General features: G+C 41.0%; 13 protein-coding genes and 1 pseudogene. 12 read left to right on the top strand and 2 right to left on the bottom strand.

Annotation, left to right across the window (positions count from 1 at the left end; genetic code table 11):
- Nucleotides 1–56: 56 nt before the first annotated feature.
- From DFO73_RS23140 to DFO73_RS23130, 3 genes are all read left to right on the top strand, one after another.
- Nucleotides 57–710, top strand: coding sequence for an acetate uptake transporter (locus DFO73_RS23140; protein WP_110067059.1), 654 nt, complete (start codon nucleotides 57–59; stop codon nucleotides 708–710).
- Between the two features lie 456 nt (nucleotides 711–1,166).
- On the top strand, nucleotides 1,167–2,153 hold the full coding sequence (locus DFO73_RS23135) for a tRNA dihydrouridine synthase (protein WP_110067086.1): 987 nt from the start codon (nucleotides 1,167–1,169) through the stop codon (nucleotides 2,151–2,153).
- A 656-nt stretch (nucleotides 2,154–2,809) separates the two neighbouring features.
- A complete protein-coding gene (locus tag DFO73_RS23130; RefSeq protein ID WP_258309710.1) occupies nucleotides 2,810–4,267 on the top strand; it encodes a PAS domain-containing sensor histidine kinase in 1,458 nt (485 codons plus the stop codon).
- Nucleotides 4,268–4,607: 340 nt separating this feature from the next.
- On the opposite strand, the gene DFO73_RS23120 is transcribed toward DFO73_RS23130, so the two are convergent.
- Nucleotides 4,608–6,524, bottom strand: a complete 1,917-nt coding sequence (locus tag DFO73_RS23120) for an alkaline phosphatase family protein (RefSeq protein ID WP_110067056.1) — start codon at nucleotides 6,522–6,524, stop codon at nucleotides 4,608–4,610.
- A 286-nt stretch (nucleotides 6,525–6,810) separates the two neighbouring features.
- Between DFO73_RS23120 and DFO73_RS23115 the strand changes: the two genes are divergently transcribed.
- From DFO73_RS23115 to DFO73_RS23105, 3 genes are all read left to right on the top strand, one after another.
- Nucleotides 6,811–7,914, top strand: coding sequence for an SH3 domain-containing protein (locus DFO73_RS23115; protein ID WP_110067055.1), 1,104 nt, complete (start codon nucleotides 6,811–6,813; stop codon nucleotides 7,912–7,914).
- 318 nt (nucleotides 7,915–8,232) lie between these two features.
- The gene (locus tag DFO73_RS23110) at nucleotides 8,233–8,889 is read left to right on the top strand and encodes a 5-bromo-4-chloroindolyl phosphate hydrolysis family protein (RefSeq protein WP_110067054.1); all 657 of its coding nucleotides are present in this window, start codon (nucleotides 8,233–8,235) and stop codon (nucleotides 8,887–8,889) included.
- Nucleotides 8,886–10,061, top strand: coding sequence for a toxic anion resistance protein (locus DFO73_RS23105; protein WP_110067053.1), 1,176 nt, complete (start codon nucleotides 8,886–8,888; stop codon nucleotides 10,059–10,061). The genes DFO73_RS23110 and DFO73_RS23105 overlap by 4 nt, the downstream gene beginning before the upstream one ends.
- A 231-nt stretch (nucleotides 10,062–10,292) precedes the next feature.
- On the opposite strand, the gene DFO73_RS23100 is transcribed toward DFO73_RS23105, so the two are convergent.
- Entirely contained in the window at nucleotides 10,293–11,951 is a 1,659-nt protein-coding gene (locus tag DFO73_RS23100; RefSeq protein WP_110067052.1) for a PAS domain-containing sensor histidine kinase, read from the bottom strand.
- 224 nt (nucleotides 11,952–12,175) lie between these two features.
- On the opposite strand from DFO73_RS23100, the gene DFO73_RS23095 reads away from it, so the two are divergent.
- The 6 genes and pseudogenes from DFO73_RS23095 to DFO73_RS23070 all read left to right on the top strand — a co-directional run bounded on the left by DFO73_RS23095 (nucleotide 12,176) and on the right by DFO73_RS23070 (nucleotide 16,713).
- A complete protein-coding gene (locus DFO73_RS23095) occupies nucleotides 12,176–12,406 on the top strand; it encodes an excisionase family DNA-binding protein (RefSeq protein ID WP_110067085.1) in 231 nt (76 codons plus the stop codon).
- Nucleotide 12,407: 1 nt separating this feature from the next.
- Nucleotides 12,408–12,844: pseudogene (locus DFO73_RS23090) on the top strand (FAD-dependent oxidoreductase); the annotation flags it as partial.
- A gap of 270 nt (nucleotides 12,845–13,114) precedes the next feature.
- On the top strand, nucleotides 13,115–14,119 hold the full coding sequence (locus tag DFO73_RS23085) for a LacI family DNA-binding transcriptional regulator (protein WP_110067051.1): 1,005 nt from the start codon (nucleotides 13,115–13,117) through the stop codon (nucleotides 14,117–14,119).
- Nucleotides 14,120–14,138: 19 nt separating this feature from the next.
- Entirely contained in the window at nucleotides 14,139–15,095 is a 957-nt protein-coding gene (locus DFO73_RS23080) for a sugar kinase (RefSeq protein ID WP_110067050.1), read from the top strand.
- A 10-nt stretch (nucleotides 15,096–15,105) separates the two neighbouring features.
- A complete protein-coding gene (gene hxlB, locus DFO73_RS23075; RefSeq protein WP_110067049.1) occupies nucleotides 15,106–15,681 on the top strand; it encodes a 6-phospho-3-hexuloisomerase in 576 nt (191 codons plus the stop codon).
- A 27-nt stretch (nucleotides 15,682–15,708) separates the two neighbouring features.
- The gene (locus DFO73_RS23070) at nucleotides 15,709–16,713 is read left to right on the top strand and encodes a TRAP transporter substrate-binding protein (RefSeq protein ID WP_110067048.1); all 1,005 of its coding nucleotides are present in this window, start codon (nucleotides 15,709–15,711) and stop codon (nucleotides 16,711–16,713) included.
- Nucleotides 16,714–16,740: the final 27 nt, after the last annotated feature.

The raw sequence follows: 16,740 nt of genomic DNA, 5'->3' as shown, positions 1-16,740 counted from the left end.
AGATATTTTTATGTAACCTTAGTAAGCTATATTACTAAGGAGGAATTACACATCTTATGAATGATCATCAAAATCATACTTCTGTAAAAGTGGTAACCGCTGATCCTTCTGCTCTAGGGTTGTTTGGTTTGGCGATGGTAACCCTTGTAGCGTCATCACAAAAATTAGGATTGACAGAAGGAACTGCGTTAATATTACCATGGGCATTCTTTCTAGGCGGTCTGGCACAGTTAATCGCAGCCATTATGGACTCTAAGCATAATAATGTATTTGGTACAACAGCTTTCGGTGCATTTGGCTTATTTTGGTTTGGAGTTGGGACAACATGGCTGATTCAATCCGGGGCTTTAGGTGAAAATTTACTTGCAGCTGCAGATTCTAAACAGTTAGGTGTTGCATTCGTAGGTTACTTAATCTTTAGCTTGTTCATGACAATCGGGGCCATGGCGACTCATAAGGTTCTGTTCTTCATTTTTGTACTGATTGATTTTCTATTTATCGGGTTGTCATTAAGTTCATTTAATATCATGTATGAATTTTCACATATGCTGGCGGCTATCTCAGAATTAATGATTGCTTTACTTTCATTCTATGGTTCTGCTGCAGCGGTTTTAAATATTCATTTTGGACAAGTAGTCTTACCGGTAGGCAAACCGTTCCGTGTGTTTAAGAATGACAATGAAAAAGAAAATGAAAAAATAGCTGCTTAATTGAATAACTTTAGGCAATGATCAAATGTTAATTTCACCTGCATCTCATGTGTTGCCACATACACACCGGGCATGTAGAAGTCGTCACGGCTTTAGAATTGAAGATGCCTAATTAATAAATAGCTCTTGCTGGTTAAGAATAAACGTTTGCCGTTCCGACCCTGATTTCGCAAAAAATCCTTTTGCGATTTTGGGGTCTTTTCCTGTTAAACCTTTGTCAATTCAGTGTTCTTCCAATTTTCTTTTAAGTCGTTTTTTAGCAAGACTTTATTTTAACTCGAACAGTGGAATACTGGTTGTACAGAGATTACGAAGTTAAAATAAATATTTCTGATCAGTTTGATAAAAAATGCTTCAAAATGGTATAAGTGTAAAAGAAGCAGGGCCATTTTGTTTATTAATTTTGGGATAAGGGATTGGCCTGGTATCCTGTAATGAGAGGATTTGAATTTGAATATGGTAAATAATTTTTGGCGTGATTTACCACGGCCTTTTTTTATACTGGCCCCAATGGAAGATGTGACGGATGTTGTTTTTCGCCATGTAGTGAGTGAGGCAGCCAGACCTGATGTGTTTTTTACAGAGTTCACAAACACGGAGAGCTATTGTCACCCTGAGGGGATCCATAGTGTGCGTGGGCGTTTGACTTTTACAGAGGATGAACAACCAATTGTAGCCCATATATGGGGGGATAAGCCTGAATACTTTCGGCAAATGAGTATTGGTATGGCGAAACTAGGGTTTAAGGGTTTGGATATCAATATGGGCTGTCCTGTCCCTAATGTGGCACATCACGGAAAGGGAAGTGGCCTTATCCGTCGTCCAGAAGTTGCAGCAGATTTAATCCAAGCAGCAAAAGCAGGAGGATTGCCCGTAAGTGTAAAGACAAGGCTTGGTTACACGGATATAGAAGAATGGCACAACTGGCTAACACACATATTGAAACAAGACATTGTTAATCTTTCCATTCATCTGCGTACAAGAGAGGAAATGAGCAAAGTAGATGCTCATTGGGAACTAATTCCGGAGATTAAAAAACTTCGAGACCAGGTGGCACCGGATACACTCTTGACAATCAATGGGGATATCCCTGACCGTCAAACTGGCTTAAAGCTTGCTCATCAATACGGTATTGATGGTGTTATGATTGGGCGTGGTATATTCAATAATCCATTTGCCTTCGAAAAGGAGCCGAAAGATCATAGTAGTAAGGAATTGCTTGATCTCTTAAGGCTGCATTTGGATCTCCATGACAAATATTCAAGTTTGGAGCTACGCCCGTTCAAGGCTCTTCAACGCTTTTTTAAGATATATGTCCGTGGGTTTCGAGGGGCTAGTGAATTAAGAAATCAATTAATGAGCACAGAGTCAACAGATGAAGTGCGTGCATTGCTCGATAACTTTGGGTCAAAGAATCTTCTTGATGGAATGGGAGACCAGTAGAAGTGTCCCAATTCAAGGATAAAAGCGAAATAGGACGCTAAAACCAAAAAGTTAGAGTTTATACTAAGCAGTTAATTGGCTGGTGTGAAGGCGGTATTGAACCGGGCTCCTTCCCGCCCATTTTTGCTTTATATGTTTGTTATTATTCGCTCAGTAAGGTTCCTTATAGGATTTGTTGATATACCCGCCAACATCACTTTATGTTGTCAATTACAGTCCACACATTGTGAGGCGGTTGCGAAAATGGAGTTGAGAGAAAGCAACTAACCCTAAGGGGAGTTGCTTTTTTATTTTATAGCTGTGTTAAAGCTTATTGTTGATTTTAGCACCCTGTTGATTGGAGTGGAAGGTACGAGATCCTCGGAAATGCTGACACATTTCCTTCGTGCGGTGTTTACTCGAGGAAGCTTATTCAATGTCCTGCGGGAGAAGCGTGTCAACGGGAGACCCCACAGGTGCGAATGCGCCGAGGAGCGTCGGATCGCCCGCGGTTCGCTTAGTACCTGGAGCGGAAATCAACAGGCAAATTTAACAGAGCCTATTTTATAGATGTTGTCTCTGTAAAATATTGAGTTTCTCTAAAGATATCTATGTTTTTTGTCGTAAAATTCTGTAAAATGGACTTAATAAAGTCGAAAAATGAGGTGAACTCCTTGATGAATGGTTTCCCAATTATTGGGAATGAGAGCGATTCGATTTATTTCAATCCTGATGAGTTGATAGATTTGTTCTTGAATTGTACGGCAGATGGGGTTGCCATAATTGATATGGAAAACCGTTTTATTAGAGTAAACCATATGTATACTTTAATTTTTGGTTATACCGAAAAAGAAGTGATCGGAAAAAAGTTTACGGAATTTCAAAATCCAGAAGAGGTTAAGGATATTATTAAACTGGTGAAGCTTGGAAAAGTGTACAGCAATGTGATGACGCAGCGTTATCATCAAGATGGTTCCGTTTTGGATATATCAGTGTCTTATTCACCCTTCCGGAACTCAAAGGGCAGAATTATTGCGGTCCTGGCTATTTTCCGGGATATGACGGATTTGAAGAGCATGGAAAGAGAGTTAAGGAAAACGCGGGAGCTATATGATTTAATTACAGAAAATACAACAGATATGATTAAGGTTTTTAAGAAGGATCAGATCCTCATTTATGCATCCCCCTCACACGAAAAAGTACTGGGCTATTCCCCAAGGCAGCTTATAGGGAAAAACTGCTGTATCGTCATGCCGCCTGAAGAAAAAGAAAACTTTGATAAAGTATTTCTACTGCTATTGGAAACCGGCGAGCCGCAGCTGATTGAAACGAAACTGATAGCAGCCGATGGCCGTACTGTTTTTGTAGAGACGAGTATTTCTCCTATCTTAAATGATGAAGGGGAAATTGATTTATTTGTCGCAGTGGGCAGAAACATTACGGATAGGGTGAATAATGATGCTGCATTGCGGAATCTCGATCGTCTCTCTATTATTGGGCAGCTGGCTGCGGGCGTCGCCCATGAAATCAGAAATCCGCTGACATCTTTAAAAGGTTTTTCCAAACTGCTTAAATTGAGTGTTAACCAGGATAAACAGGATAACTATCTATCTATTATTATGGAAGAGCTCGACCGTATCGACATGATCGTCAATGAATTTATGTCGTTGGCCAAACCCCAGGCGATTGAGTTTGAGAAAGGGAATTTAATTTCCATCCTGGAAAGCACCATCAATGTGCTTCATCCGCAAGCCTTGCTTCATAATGTCCAAATTAAGCTTGACTACGATGAGGATGATATTATGATATTATGTTCCCCTCATCAGCTGAAGCAGGTGTTTGTCAACTTCATGAAAAATGCGATTGAAGCTATGCCGAATGGCGGAAATGTCCATGTCAGCGTACAAAAGCAAGATAATAGAAGAGTGAAGATAGCTTTTTCAGATGAAGGGCCGGGGATTGATACCCACTTGCTGGGCTATCTCGGTACACCGTTTTATACAACAAAAGATAAGGGAATTGGGCTTGGGCTCACAGTCAGCAATAAAATTATCCAGGAGCACCACGGCTCGATGAGAATAGAAAGCCAAATTGGGGAAGGAACCATCGTCCTTGTCGAGTTGGATCGCATATAATTTTGTTATGGCTCATCTCTCTGAGGGGTCTTTGTTTTGGGATTGGCAGGGAGTCGGGAGCTGGTGAGCAGTGGTAAAGAGTATATTCGAGAAACCCACTTGCAATCTATTAAAAAAGACGCACGCAAAGGGTGAGATCACGCGTAAAAGAGGAGTCCGCGCGCAAACAAAGAAAAACAGCGAACAAACGCGCATAAACTGGAAGAACCCGCACACCCGCGCATAAAAATAGTTTCTTGCGTGTAAAAGAGGAGTTCTGCGTATAAAAGAATGAAAGCCGCCCACAAAATCCCCCATAAAATAATTTGAAAGGCCTTGCTTTCCCGCAAGGCCTTTCAAATTATTCAATAGCATCCTCCAAAACGTTACCCTCAAGGAAGTCTGGGCTCGGTATGCCTAATAGCTTATACACAGTCGGGGCAATATCAAGTGTAGTAATCGAACCGATATTTTCATCCTTTTTGAACGAAGGGCCTTGGGCGATAAATACTGCCTTAAGCTCTTTTCGATCAGGATTGCCGCCGTGGCTGCCGAGCTCTATTGCAGGCAGTTCGGCTTTGGTTAGGCTGCTGCCCATCATATAGCCCTTGGCTCCAAGCAAGAGGATTTCCCCTTCGTTGGGATGTCCCTTTTCTTTTTCGCTTCCATCTGCAATTTGATAGGGATTTTCCTTTTTGTGCAATAAATAATTGAAAAATTGCTTTGTTTTTTGGTCAAAGTCGCTAAAACGTTTTTGCACAATGGTATTGCCAATCTCTTCAAAATACTGTTTGAGTGCTGCTTTTTTGAATTTAGGTTTTATTTGATACCCGCTAAATAGATTTTCAACTTTCTTGGCGACATTCTTTTTTTCCTCTTTTGATAGGTCTTTATTAATATAAATCTGTGCAGCGGATCCGCTGGCAACAGCGATAGCTTCTGATCTTTCTTCATCAACCTTTCCTTCCTTATCGCTCTTCAAGAGGCCTGCTTTTTTTAACAATGTGTTTGGGGCCAGGATGGTGTGGACAGGCTCCATCCCGTGATCGGAAACAACCAGAAGGTGGTCACTTTTAGTCAGGGTATCCATCGTTCGCCCGACCACGCCATCAGCAAGCTTGTAGGCCCATTCAATATACTTCATATGCTCCTTTGACCTTGCCTCTGTATACTCTGGCTGCCTTGGATCTGTCAGCAGGAAATGGTGTGATTCATGGTCAATTTGCGGTGCGTAGAACATCAGCAAGTCGGGCTGGTATTTTTCTTTTATATAAAGAGAGACATCTGTAGTCCAGTTGACAAAGCGTGAACTGATTTCTTCGTACTCGTCTCTGGAAATCCAGCCTTTCTTAAAAGCCTTTGTGTCATCCTGGACAGGAAAGAAACCGAATTCCGAGATGATTTCTTCTTTGAAGCCATCAGGTCCTTTAATAAGCCCTGAAGTGACAGATGTCCGGTAAATGCTTGCCTTTTCTAGAGTTGGATCTGTCTTCAGTTTAAACCAGAAGCCTGCCGATTTGCGATCCACCTCAACAGGGAAGGAACCCCATTCATTAACTTGTGCTACAGAATCATCCTGAGCAGCAGAACGATTATCCGAAAAAATAAACCGGTCATAATTTGTTTTGCCATCATCTGTTGTGTCCATTGCCAAAATATTGATTTCTCTATTTTTGGCTTTTTGCAGGGGCAGCTTCATTTTTGCTTCTTTTAAAGGACTAAAGCTTTTTTCAGTGTGTTTCCCGCCGTCCGCAGCTTTGAAGTTTAGCTTGTTCAGTGAACTTTCTGCCCAGGTTTCACCGTAATAGACAGCGTAATCTGCCTGCGAACCGGCATCGGGGTTTGACCCGGGAAACAGGACGGTAGCTGTTGTTTTGCCGTTCTTTTTTGCTTCCTTCCAAAGCGGGCTTTTATCAAGAGGCTGGTGAAAGGCACTCTCTCCGTTTGCCAATTCCTTGTGGGGGTCCTGCCACTTGTTGCTGACCATGCCGGTTTCGGAAGGAGTTGTACCCGTTGCAATCGCCGCATGGGAGGGAGCAGTTAGTGATGGAGTAACAGTCTTGGAATCTTTGGCAGCCACTCCATTTTTCATAAGAGACTTGATATGAGGGAGGTTTCCGTCCTTGACATACTCCTTTGTCAGATCGTTGCGCATCCCATCAAAGGAAACCAAAATAACCTTGTTATCCTGATCCTTCATTTCTGACGCATAACCTGGAGTTGGAGAAACAATGGAACCAACCAATAAAATGATTATATAAAAATAGTGCTTTTTCATTATGTTTTCCTCCGTGTTGTATGAAAATTGGTACAAGAGGTTATTCCCTATTAATCTGCCATTTAAACAAAGGTTGAATGAACCCTTTGCATCTATGGACATCAAATTCTAATTTTTTTGGAATAAAGAGGGCGTATCTTCGGATGCCGATTTTCCTGTATTTATGAAACTAGTTAATCCTTTAGTTTCAATAAAATTTTTCCAGTCCCAAAAAGGTAGACTAGCTGTATCTTAATCTATATTTTTATAATAGTTCGTAAATTCGACATTGTTTGGAGGAGAGAATATGAATATATTGAAAGGGCGGTCTGGAAGAAGGGCTCTATTAAAGGGATCAGTTGCTGCTGCTATTTTGACAGGAGCTGTGTTTTCGCCACTTGTTCCTTTAAGTTCCAATCAGAGCGTGGCAGAAGCAGCTTCTTCATCTTACATTGTTGATGCGACCAGCCTTAATGTCCGTTCGGGACCCGGAACAAACTATGAGCGGATAGGAAGCTTGCCTCAAGGCAGCAGTATTCAGGTAATCCAGAGGCTGGATAACGGATGGTATAAGATTACTTACAAAAGCCAAACAGGCTATGTCAGCGGCCATTACGTGAAAACTAATGATAAGCTCTACCGGGTGGACGCAACTGCTTTGAATGTCCGCAAGGGTCCAGGATTGAATTACAGTAAAATCGGCCTTTTGAAGAATGGATCGGTATTGAGCGTTATACATAAGGAAAGCAATGGCTGGTATAAAGTTTCATATAATGGCACTTCAGGCTATGTGAGCGGCGATTATGTAACTATAAGTGACTCCCGAGCAGCAAAGCTAAATGTCCCGCTTATTGCACAGCGGCCTGAATTGCCAAGCGGCTGTGAAGTGACGTCACTTGCCATGGCGTTAAAATATTACGGTGTAAATATCAGCAAAACTACCCTTGCGAAACAAATGCCTTATGATTCAACAGAGTTAGTGAGAAATCCAGACGGATCTATTAAAACTTGGGGAGATCCGGATATTGGGTTTGTTGGAACGCCTTTTGGAAATGGCCACACTATAAACCCGGGACCACTTAAAAAATTGCTGGATCAGTACCGTCCAGGCGGAGTGAACCTGACAGGAAAAGATTTTTCCGAAATAGAGAAGCATGTTTCTCAAGGCAGTCCCGTGCTGGCATGGTTTACGATCAGCCATGAAATGCCTAATAAAAGAAGCTGGAAAACGCCTGCGGGAAAAACCATTAGTTCCCCAACTCCATTGCACTGTATTGTTGTAACAGGAGTGGATGCAGACTATGTTTATTTTAATGATAGCGAAGCAGTCAAAAAAGACGTGAAAATGCCAAAAGACAAGTTTATTAAAATTTATAATTCTATGGGCAAGCGCGCATTGGCAGTGAAATAGCAAGGCAGCTGCCCAAATTCATAGATAAAATCTTATATAGCTAAAAGCATTTGCGGGGTTCGGCGCAAATGCTTTTTTATATAGGAAAAACGAATTAAATACGTCTCAGGTCTTAGATGTCTTTACTTATGTGGTCTATGGCGGGGCTGCGGGGTTTTTTGTATCGTTATACTTGAGAAGTTTTTTAAAAGTGTTTTAATAGATTTAAGGGCGGGTGCCTGAATTTGATTAAATAGTGCTGTTTTTTTCCTGTGGATGAAACTTTGTGTTTGCGAGTAACGTATAAATAGTAGGACTATGAGTCAGGAGTCGATAGAGATGAATTCTTTTGTAGGTTTTGCATTCCGTGTGCTGACGGCTATTCCATTGTCTGTAAGTGTTTGGCTGGTAAGTTATTTTGCCTTTGATCAAACCTTTCTCCTGTCGGGTGCTTTTGGTGTTGGAACGGGACTGCTCACTTATTGGGCGGGCGGAGTGATCCAGAGGCACCGTTTTTTGAAAAAGCATGGATTGACGAGAAGGGAATACCAATATATAAAGAGAAACCTTGATGAAGCGAAGCGGAAGTTAACCCGTTTGCATAAGGCGATGTTTTCGATTCGCCATTTTCCAACGCTAAAGCAGCGGATGGAATTCATGAGGGTGACGAGAAGAATATATAGACTGACAAGAAAGGAACCGAAGCGCTTTTACCAGGCGGAACAGTTTTATTTTTCACATCTGGATTCCGCAGTGGAGCTTGCGGAGAAGTATGTCTTTCTGTCATCCCAGCCGAAAAAGACGCGTGAGCTTGATCAGTCTCTTCAGGAAACGCGCCGTACACTTGATGCGCTAACCCATCATGTTGAGGAGGACCTTCATCGGGTTATAGCGGAAGATATTGATCAGCTCAACTTTGAAATTGATGTTGCCAAGAATTCTATTGAAAAGATAAAAGATTCAAGAATTCACGATGAAAGCAGGAGATTAAAATGACTGAAGAAAATCCGTCCCTGTTAAAAAATACAAATAGTGCGAACTTAATGAATGACCTGTTGGCAGACCCATTTGGGGAAAAGCAGGAGCTTGTTTCTTCACCGTCCCGGGAGGAAAAGAGGACAAGGCTGATTGATGTCATTCCAGAAGAAAATCGGGAAAAGGCTCATCAGCTGGCCAAGCAAATTGACCCGGCCAATCATCAGGCGATGATTTCTTATGGAACGCCGGCCCAGTCAAAGCTATTATCTTTTTCCCATACGATGCTGGAGCATGTCCAAAAAAAGGACGTCGGCGAAGTGGGGGAGATTATTAATGATTTAATGAAGAAATTTAATGATGTTAACCCTGACGAGCTGAAGCCGGAGAAAGCCTCTTTTTTGGCACGGATGTTTGGGAAACTGTCGGGGTCTGTGCAGGAAGTGCTATCCAAGTATCAGAAAACAGGAGCGCAGATTGACCGGATTAGCGTGAAGCTGGAGCGAAGCAAGAACCTCCTTCTTTCCGATATAGTCATGCTTGATAAGCTCTATGAAAATAATAAAGAGTATTTCCATGCATTAAATGTATATATTGCGGCAGGTGAGCTGAAGCTTGAAGAGCTTCATGATCAGACCATTCCGGAGCTTAAGAAGAAGGCAGAGGAAACAAATGACCAGATGAAGTTCCAGGAAGTAAATGACATGATTCAGTTTGCGGACCGCCTGGATAAGCGTCTTTATGACCTGAAGCTAAGCCGTGAAATCACGATTCAAAGTGCGCCTCAAATCCGCCTGATCCAAAACACGAACCAGGCATTGGTGGAAAAAATCCAGTCGTCCATCATGACGGCCATTCCGCTTTGGAAAAACCAGGTGGCGATCGCACTGACACTGCTCCGCCAGCGCCATGCGGTAGAAGCCCAGAAGAAAGTTTCGAAAACAACGAATGATCTTCTTTTGAAAAATGCCGAAATGCTGAAAATGAATACCATTGAGACAGCACGTGAAAATGAGCGCGGCATTGTTGATATTGAAACATTAAAGAAAACGCAGGAGAATCTGATTTCCACTCTTGAAGAGACTTTGAGGATCCAGGAAGAAGGCCGGAACAAACGCCGCCAGGCTGAGCATGATCTCGCCAACATGGAAAGCGATTTAAGGCAGAAGCTGCTGGAGATTAAGGGGAGCTAGCGGCTGAGTCAGGGGAAGATTTCTGAGATTCGTTGATAAAAACGGATTTTCGTTGAAATATTAAATTTTTCGTTGATATATCTTCCAATTTCGTTGATAAAACGGAATTTCCTTTAAATTACACTCTGGATTTCCATTGTTAAAGCAAACATCATCAACATATCAACTTCATAGGATATTAAAAAGAGCGATTTTCAATCAAACGTTTGATTGAAATCGCTCTTTTCTTGTTTAGATCGTCAATTCTGCTTCCACAACGGGAGTTTGCTTTCTAACAGGCAGCTTAATGACTGCCTCGGTTCCATTTCCTTTTTCGCTATTAAAATGGATGGATCCGTTATGGGATTGCACGATTTTGAAGCTGACAGTAAGGCCGAGGCCGGTTCCTTTTTCCTTGGAGGAGTAAAAAGGTTCGCCGATCCGGTTTAGCCGTTCTTCTGACATGCCGCAGCCATCGTCCTTCACAAGGATGGTAACCTGTTCATCTTCAGACAGGAGCGTAATGACCACCTTGCCTCCTTCATTAGAAGCTTCAATGGCATTTTTAATAATATTAATAAAGAGCTGTTTTAACTGGTTTGGTTCGCATTCAATCATGAATACATCGGATTTTAGCAAAAATTCAATTTCAACACTATGCATGCTGGCTTCTGTTTTTAGAAGTGAAATCACATTAAACAGAATAGTCTGGATGTCTGCTTTTGTAAAACAAATGTCCTGCGGCTTAGCCAGCAGCAGCAGCTCGCCGACAATATGGTTAATACGGTCCAGCTCTTCCTGCATGATTTGATAATAGAATTGATGTTTTTCATCCTCCAGCTGCATCAGCTGTACGAAACCTTTTAAGGAGGTCAGCGGATTTCTGATTTCATGGGCAACACTTGCAGACAACTCCCCTACAACGGAAAGCTTTTCTGTTCGGCGCAATCTTTCCTCTGCCTGCCGAAGCTTTGTCACATCTTTGCCATAGCCGATGATTCCTGCAATTTGCCCGTTGACGATAATTGGCAGGGCAGTGCATTGTAAGGTTATTTGGCCGCCATTCTTATGCCTAAACTCAAATTCACAGGTTCTTGGCTTTTTATGTTCAAGAATCGATGTTAAATCTTCTTTCACTTTCTCTTTAAAACGGTCAGGAGAAATATCATAAATATTTTTACCGAGCGTTTCTTCAGGGCTATAGCCTGTTACTGCTTTAAATTGAGGGTTCACCTTCATGATGGTTCCATCAAGATCAGTCATATAGACAATTTCTGTATTGTATTCAAACAGTGATTTGTATTGCTGCTGGCTTTCTTCGAGCAATTTTTCCACTCGTTTTCTTTCCGTGATATCACGCCCGATAATCACGAGGCCTTTACGGCTTCCGTCTGAATGGAAAAGGGGCACCTTAATCGTGTCAAAGGTCTTTTCTGTCCCATCAGGCAAGGGAATGACTTCTTCCAGGCGGGTGATTTTCCCGTTTTTCCACGCCTCTTCATCTGATGCCTCACAGTACCGAAGTGCGTCAGCATAAAAATCAGTATGTTCAGCAAGCTCCGAGTCTTTCTTGCCTTTATAGTCCACATTTTCAAGGTTGAATAATTTTAGGCCGAATTCATTGGATTCAATCCAGCGACCTTCTCCATCTTTAAAATTAACAAAGTCCACCATGGAATTGATTAAAGTGGAAAGCCGTTTTTCATCCTCCCTGGAAGCATTGAGCTCTTCTCTTTTGCCCATAAAATAATAGAGCAGCCATCCTGTAACCAAAATATACAGAAATTCTTTACCCCTTTTAAGGTAAAAAGCAAGAGAAGAAGGTTCAAGCAAGTCTAAGAGGTAGTTGGTTCCAAATACCCACACTAGGCTTACAAAAATATAGAAGCCCAATAACCTTTTCTTATTCATAAGCTTGTCATCCTCCTGTTCTCTATTTGGCTGAAAGGAGGGCTGGTATTCAGTCAAATAAGTTAATTTTTTATTCCTCCATTATAGCTGTATAATAGAAAAGATATTAGCATTCTAAAAATAGTATATACAGGTATTATTTTATATGATTTTGAAAGAGTCTTCCAGTGCCTGTAAATTGGCAGCTGAGAATAATAGACGAAAATAAAAAAGGAATGATTTACATGTACCTTACCATTAAAGAAACCGCAGAGTATTTATCCTATCCTGAAGCATACGTAGAAAGCCTGATTCAGCAAAAAAAGATTCGCGCTATCCATGACGGGAAGCAGTGTCTGGTTTATAAGGAACAGTTTAACTCCCATTTGAAGCAGATGGAGAAATATAAAGAGCTTGTTGAAGAAATCTTAAATGAGCCTATACCAGAGGACCGTGATATTAAAGACGAAGATTAGGGTTGAAAACCATTATGGAGTAATGGAAATTACAGGTCCGGAACTAGTTGAAACAGGCAAAAAGCAAGCAGAGAAATTTGGAGCAGAGATCATAGAAGCGACTGTTGAAAACATTGAAAAAGCTGATGAAGGCATTACTGTTACAGCAGGTGAGAATACATATTCAGCTAAGCATGTAATTGTAGCAGCCGGCTTTCAATAGACCTTGCTGAAAAAGCAGGATTGAAAACAAAGCCTGGTACAGAGCCGCGCATTAAAACAGTTTTAAATGTTGATGCTGAAGGCAAAACGAATGTAGAAGGCATCTGGGCAGCAGGAACGATTGCCGGTGTGAGTGTCCATACGATCATTACGGCTGGAGACGGTGCAAAGGTTGCCATTAATGTAATCAGTGAATTAAACGGCGAGCGTTATGTGGATCATGATTTGATGAAGTAATATTATAAGAAGTAAGAGATGGCCGCCATTCCGTTATGGAGTGGCGGCCTTTTTTTTATGTTTTTTCTTTTATTTGGCTTGAATCTGGGCTTTGGAAAAGTGGAACACAGACAATCTTTGAAGTGGAAGTTGTCTGAATTTCAAAATGAATAGACTTTAATAATAATTCTGAAATTTGGTATTGATTTTGAAAAGGTTTTCATTTATACTTTCACTAAACCGGTTTACTAAACCGATTTACCAAAATCGGTTTTGCGAGAGGAAAGTCACATGAAAAAAATAACGATGTTAGACGTTGCGCAAAAAGCAGGAGTATCAAAGAGTACAGTTTCACAGTACATTAATAATCGATACGAGTATATGGCAGAATCCACTAAGCTGCGCATTGAAGAAGCCATTCGCGAGCTGGGGTATATACCCAATTTCGTAGCTAAAAGTTTGAAGCAAAAGAAGTCATCAACCATTGGAGTGATCGTTGCCAACATACTGCATACATTTTCGACAGAAATTATCAGGGCCATTGAAGATGTCTGCGAAAAAAATGATTTTCATTTGTTTGTCTGCAACGCAGATGATAATCCGGAAAAAGAACGTGCATACATTGATATGCTTTTAGCTAAACAGGTTGATGGTCTGATTATCTTTCCGACCATCGGAAATGAAGATCAATATAAACGTCTAAAGCATTCAAATTTTCCTATTGTTTTTGTGGATAGAAAGCTTGATAAAACCATTTATCCCACATTGCTTTTGGATAATGAGAGAGCAGCTGAGATTGCCGTTCAGCAAATCATCCAAAAAGGCCATGGGAAAATTGGGCTGGTATCCATGTCTGTAAGCCAAAAAGTGACACCCCGGATTGAACGGATAAATGGATACAAAAAAACGCTGAAACAAAATGGTTTGCATGTAAATGATGATTGGATTATTGCGGCAGAACGAAAAGACATTATCCCTGAACTGGAAAAAATGTGGCTGAATGAAGAAACTCCAGAGGCATTTTTTGCTACAAACGATCTTTCGCTCATTGAACTTTTGAAGTTTTTAAGAAAAAAGAAATTAAAAGTACCTGAAGATGTAAGCGTTATCGCGGTAGATGACTCTGATTTTTTGGAAATTTCGGCAACACCGATAACAGCCATCAAACAGCCAACTTTTGAAATTGGCAACGATGCTGCTTCTGTTTTATTAGACTTAATTTCAAATCCTCACTTTGAGGAACAATACGAGATTAAAAGATACGCTCCTGCTTTAGTTAAGCGGGAATCTTTATAGAGTGTTAGGAGAGAAAATAATGTCATCACCATTCAAAGTTTTAACAATCGGAGATGCCATGATAACACTGAACCCAGCTGTAAAAGGACCACTTAGATATGTCACCCAGTTTGAACGTAAGGTGGGCGGTGCAGAACTGAACTTCGCAATCGGATGTGCAAGGCTTGGTTTAGGCAGTAAGTGGATTAGCAGGCTGGGGGAAGATGAGTTTGGCAGAGTCATATATAACTTCACAAGAGGAGAAGGGGTAGATGTATCGGGTGTAGAGTTCGTGAATGGTTGTCCGACTTCACTTAATTTTAAGGAAATCAATGAAGATGGATCCGGAAAAACGTACTATTACCGATACAACTCACCTATTCTGACTATGGCACCAGATATGATCCATGAAAGACTTTTGGAGGAAGTTGACCTGGTGCATTTAACAGGAGTTTTCCTGGCTATTGATCCGAAGAATATAGAAATTACAAAAAAAATTATTGAAGTAGCAAAACGTAAAAATATCCCGATTTCTTTCGACCCAAATATCAGGCTTAAGCTTTGGTCAATTGAAGAAGCAAGAAAAGCTTATAATAGTATTTTTCCCCATGTTGATATTTTACTGACCGGATTGGATGAGATTAGGTTAATTAGTGGAATGGAAGCAGAAGATGAACTTGCTATGTTCGCGAGGGAATATGGGATTAAAGACTTGGTAATTAAAGATGGTGCAAACGGATCAAAACTATTCCGGGATGGTAAATGGACTCGGGCAGAAAGTTTCCTGGTTACTCCTATTGATACGGTAGGTGCAGGGGATGGATTTGATGCAGGATATGTATATGGTTGGCTAAACGGATTCAGTAAGGAAAGGCTTCTCAAATTTGCTAATGGAGTTGGGGCATTAGTGACAACAGTCTCTGGGGATAATGAGGGGCTACCTTATTTAAATGAAGTGAACGCATTTATTGATGATGAGCTCATCATTGAGAGATAAGAGGTGGGCAATGAATACTGTACTTAAAGTTCTTGAAGAAATGAAGGCAGTTTGCTCGAATGTCGTTCCTGAAGACTATGAATCGTTTGTTAAGCTTTTAAAGGAAGATAAACGTTTTTTCTTTACAGGTGAAGGGCGTTCAGGACTGGTTGTGAAGGCCATTGCCATACGTCTTATGCATAGCGGGAAGACTGTCTATGTATTGGGGGAAACTACCACCCCGGCAATTCAAGAGAATGATATATTAATAGTCTTGTCTGGATCAGCCAAAACAGGGCAAACAATAAGTTTTTCTGAAAACGCCTCCAAATCAGGGGCAAAAGTATTTCTGATAACGACTAATAAAGAAGCTATCAATCAACCGTGCTTTACCGGAGGAATGCACATACCTGCGGCAACGAAATACCGTCTTTCAGGTGAACCGGATACGATTCAGCCGCTTGGGAATCAGTTTGATCAAGCTGCACATCTTATTTTAGATGCAGCGATTATTGATAGTTTATCAGAAAGAAATTCGAATGAAGAAAGAAACCTTGGAAAAGGGATAACGATTGCTTCAACGGTACATCAGTTTTTAACAAACTAAATCTATAGTAAAAAGGGGAGAAAAACAATGAAAATAAAGTGGTTATCTGGTGTTTTAGCAGCGACATTGATGCTTAGTGCTTGTGGTTCAGGCGGTTCAAATGGTGCAAGCGGAGAGAAGCAAGAAGGAGAGGTAATCAAGTGGAAGTTTGGCCACTTGGCAGATGAAAATCATATTTGGCATAAAACAGCTGAGGAATTTGCAGATCTAGTTAGTGAAAAAACAGACGGTCAAATTGAAATTCAAATTTTCCCTAATAACTCTCTTGGCGGAGAAACGGATACAATTAATGCGATTAAGGCGGGTACCGCTGACATGGTCATTTCCGGTGAAACCATGCAAAACTGGGCGCCTAAAGCTGCTTTGATGGCAGTTCCGTATGCCTTCCGCGATCTTGACCATGTGAAAAAGGTTGTAGAAGGGGAAATCGGTGAAGAGATTGAAAAGGAAATCACTGAAAAAGTTGGATTGACTCCTTTGTATTATCATACACGTGCTCCGCGTAATTTAACTTCAAGTGAGCCTATTGAGTCACCATCAGATTTAAAAGGTTTTTCAATGCGTGTGCCAAATGTTCCACTGTTCCTGAAGGTTTGGGAAGAAGCAGGTGCTAAACCGCAGGTTATGGACTTCAATGAAGTATTCACTGGCTTACAGCAAGGAGTTATCAAAGGACAGGAAAACCCTGTGGACTTAATTCAGAGCGGTGGATTGTATGAAGTACAAAAATATGTGAATCGTACAGAGCATGTATATTCCTGGATTTATATTCTAGTTGGCAACAAACAGTTTGAGGCCCTTAATGATGAACAGAAAAAAGCTGTAACTGAAGCAGCTGCAGAAGCACAAGCATTTGGAGAGAAACTTTATGATGAAGAAATTTCAAAGATAGAGTCTGAGCTGGAAAGTGAAGGAATGGAGTTTGTCGATGTTGATCAGGATGCCTTCCGTGAAAAAATGCAGCCTGCGATCAAAGATAGCCTCAAGCCTGAACAGTATGATCTATATGAAACAATTCTAGAAGTGAAGTAATAGTTTAATTGGATCAAATTAAAGGCA

Origin of the sequence: Cytobacillus oceanisediminis (assembly GCF_003182355.1) — a bacterium.
Lineage (GTDB): Bacteria > Bacillota > Bacilli > Bacillales > Cytobacillaceae > Cytobacillus > Cytobacillus oceanisediminis_A.
This window is presented reverse-complemented; position numbering and strand designations above follow the sequence as displayed.

Bases quoted from the DNA above. Each gene is read 5' to 3' on its own strand.
- DFO73_RS23140 (WP_110067059.1), top strand. From the start codon at position 57: ATGAATGATCATCAAAATCATACTTCTGTAAAAGTGGTAACCGCTGAT.
- DFO73_RS23135 (WP_110067086.1), top strand. From the start codon at position 1,167: ATGGTAAATAATTTTTGGCGTGATTTACCACGGCCTTTTTTTATACTG.
- DFO73_RS23130 (WP_258309710.1), top strand. From the start codon at position 2,810: ATGAATGGTTTCCCAATTATTGGGAATGAGAGCGATTCGATTTATTTC.
- DFO73_RS23120 (WP_110067056.1), bottom strand. From the start codon at position 6,524: ATGAAAAAGCACTATTTTTATATAATCATTTTATTGGTTGGTTCCATT.
- DFO73_RS23115 (WP_110067055.1), top strand. From the start codon at position 6,811: ATGAATATATTGAAAGGGCGGTCTGGAAGAAGGGCTCTATTAAAGGGA.
- DFO73_RS23110 (WP_110067054.1), top strand. From the start codon at position 8,233: ATGAATTCTTTTGTAGGTTTTGCATTCCGTGTGCTGACGGCTATTCCA.
- DFO73_RS23105 (WP_110067053.1), top strand. From the start codon at position 8,886: ATGACTGAAGAAAATCCGTCCCTGTTAAAAAATACAAATAGTGCGAAC.
- DFO73_RS23100 (WP_110067052.1), bottom strand. From the start codon at position 11,951: ATGAATAAGAAAAGGTTATTGGGCTTCTATATTTTTGTAAGCCTAGTG.
- DFO73_RS23095 (WP_110067085.1), top strand. From the start codon at position 12,176: ATGTACCTTACCATTAAAGAAACCGCAGAGTATTTATCCTATCCTGAA.
- DFO73_RS23085 (WP_110067051.1), top strand. From the start codon at position 13,115: ATGAAAAAAATAACGATGTTAGACGTTGCGCAAAAAGCAGGAGTATCA.
- DFO73_RS23080 (WP_110067050.1), top strand. From the start codon at position 14,139: ATGTCATCACCATTCAAAGTTTTAACAATCGGAGATGCCATGATAACA.
- hxlB (WP_110067049.1), top strand. From the start codon at position 15,106: ATGAATACTGTACTTAAAGTTCTTGAAGAAATGAAGGCAGTTTGCTCG.
- DFO73_RS23070 (WP_110067048.1), top strand. From the start codon at position 15,709: ATGAAAATAAAGTGGTTATCTGGTGTTTTAGCAGCGACATTGATGCTT.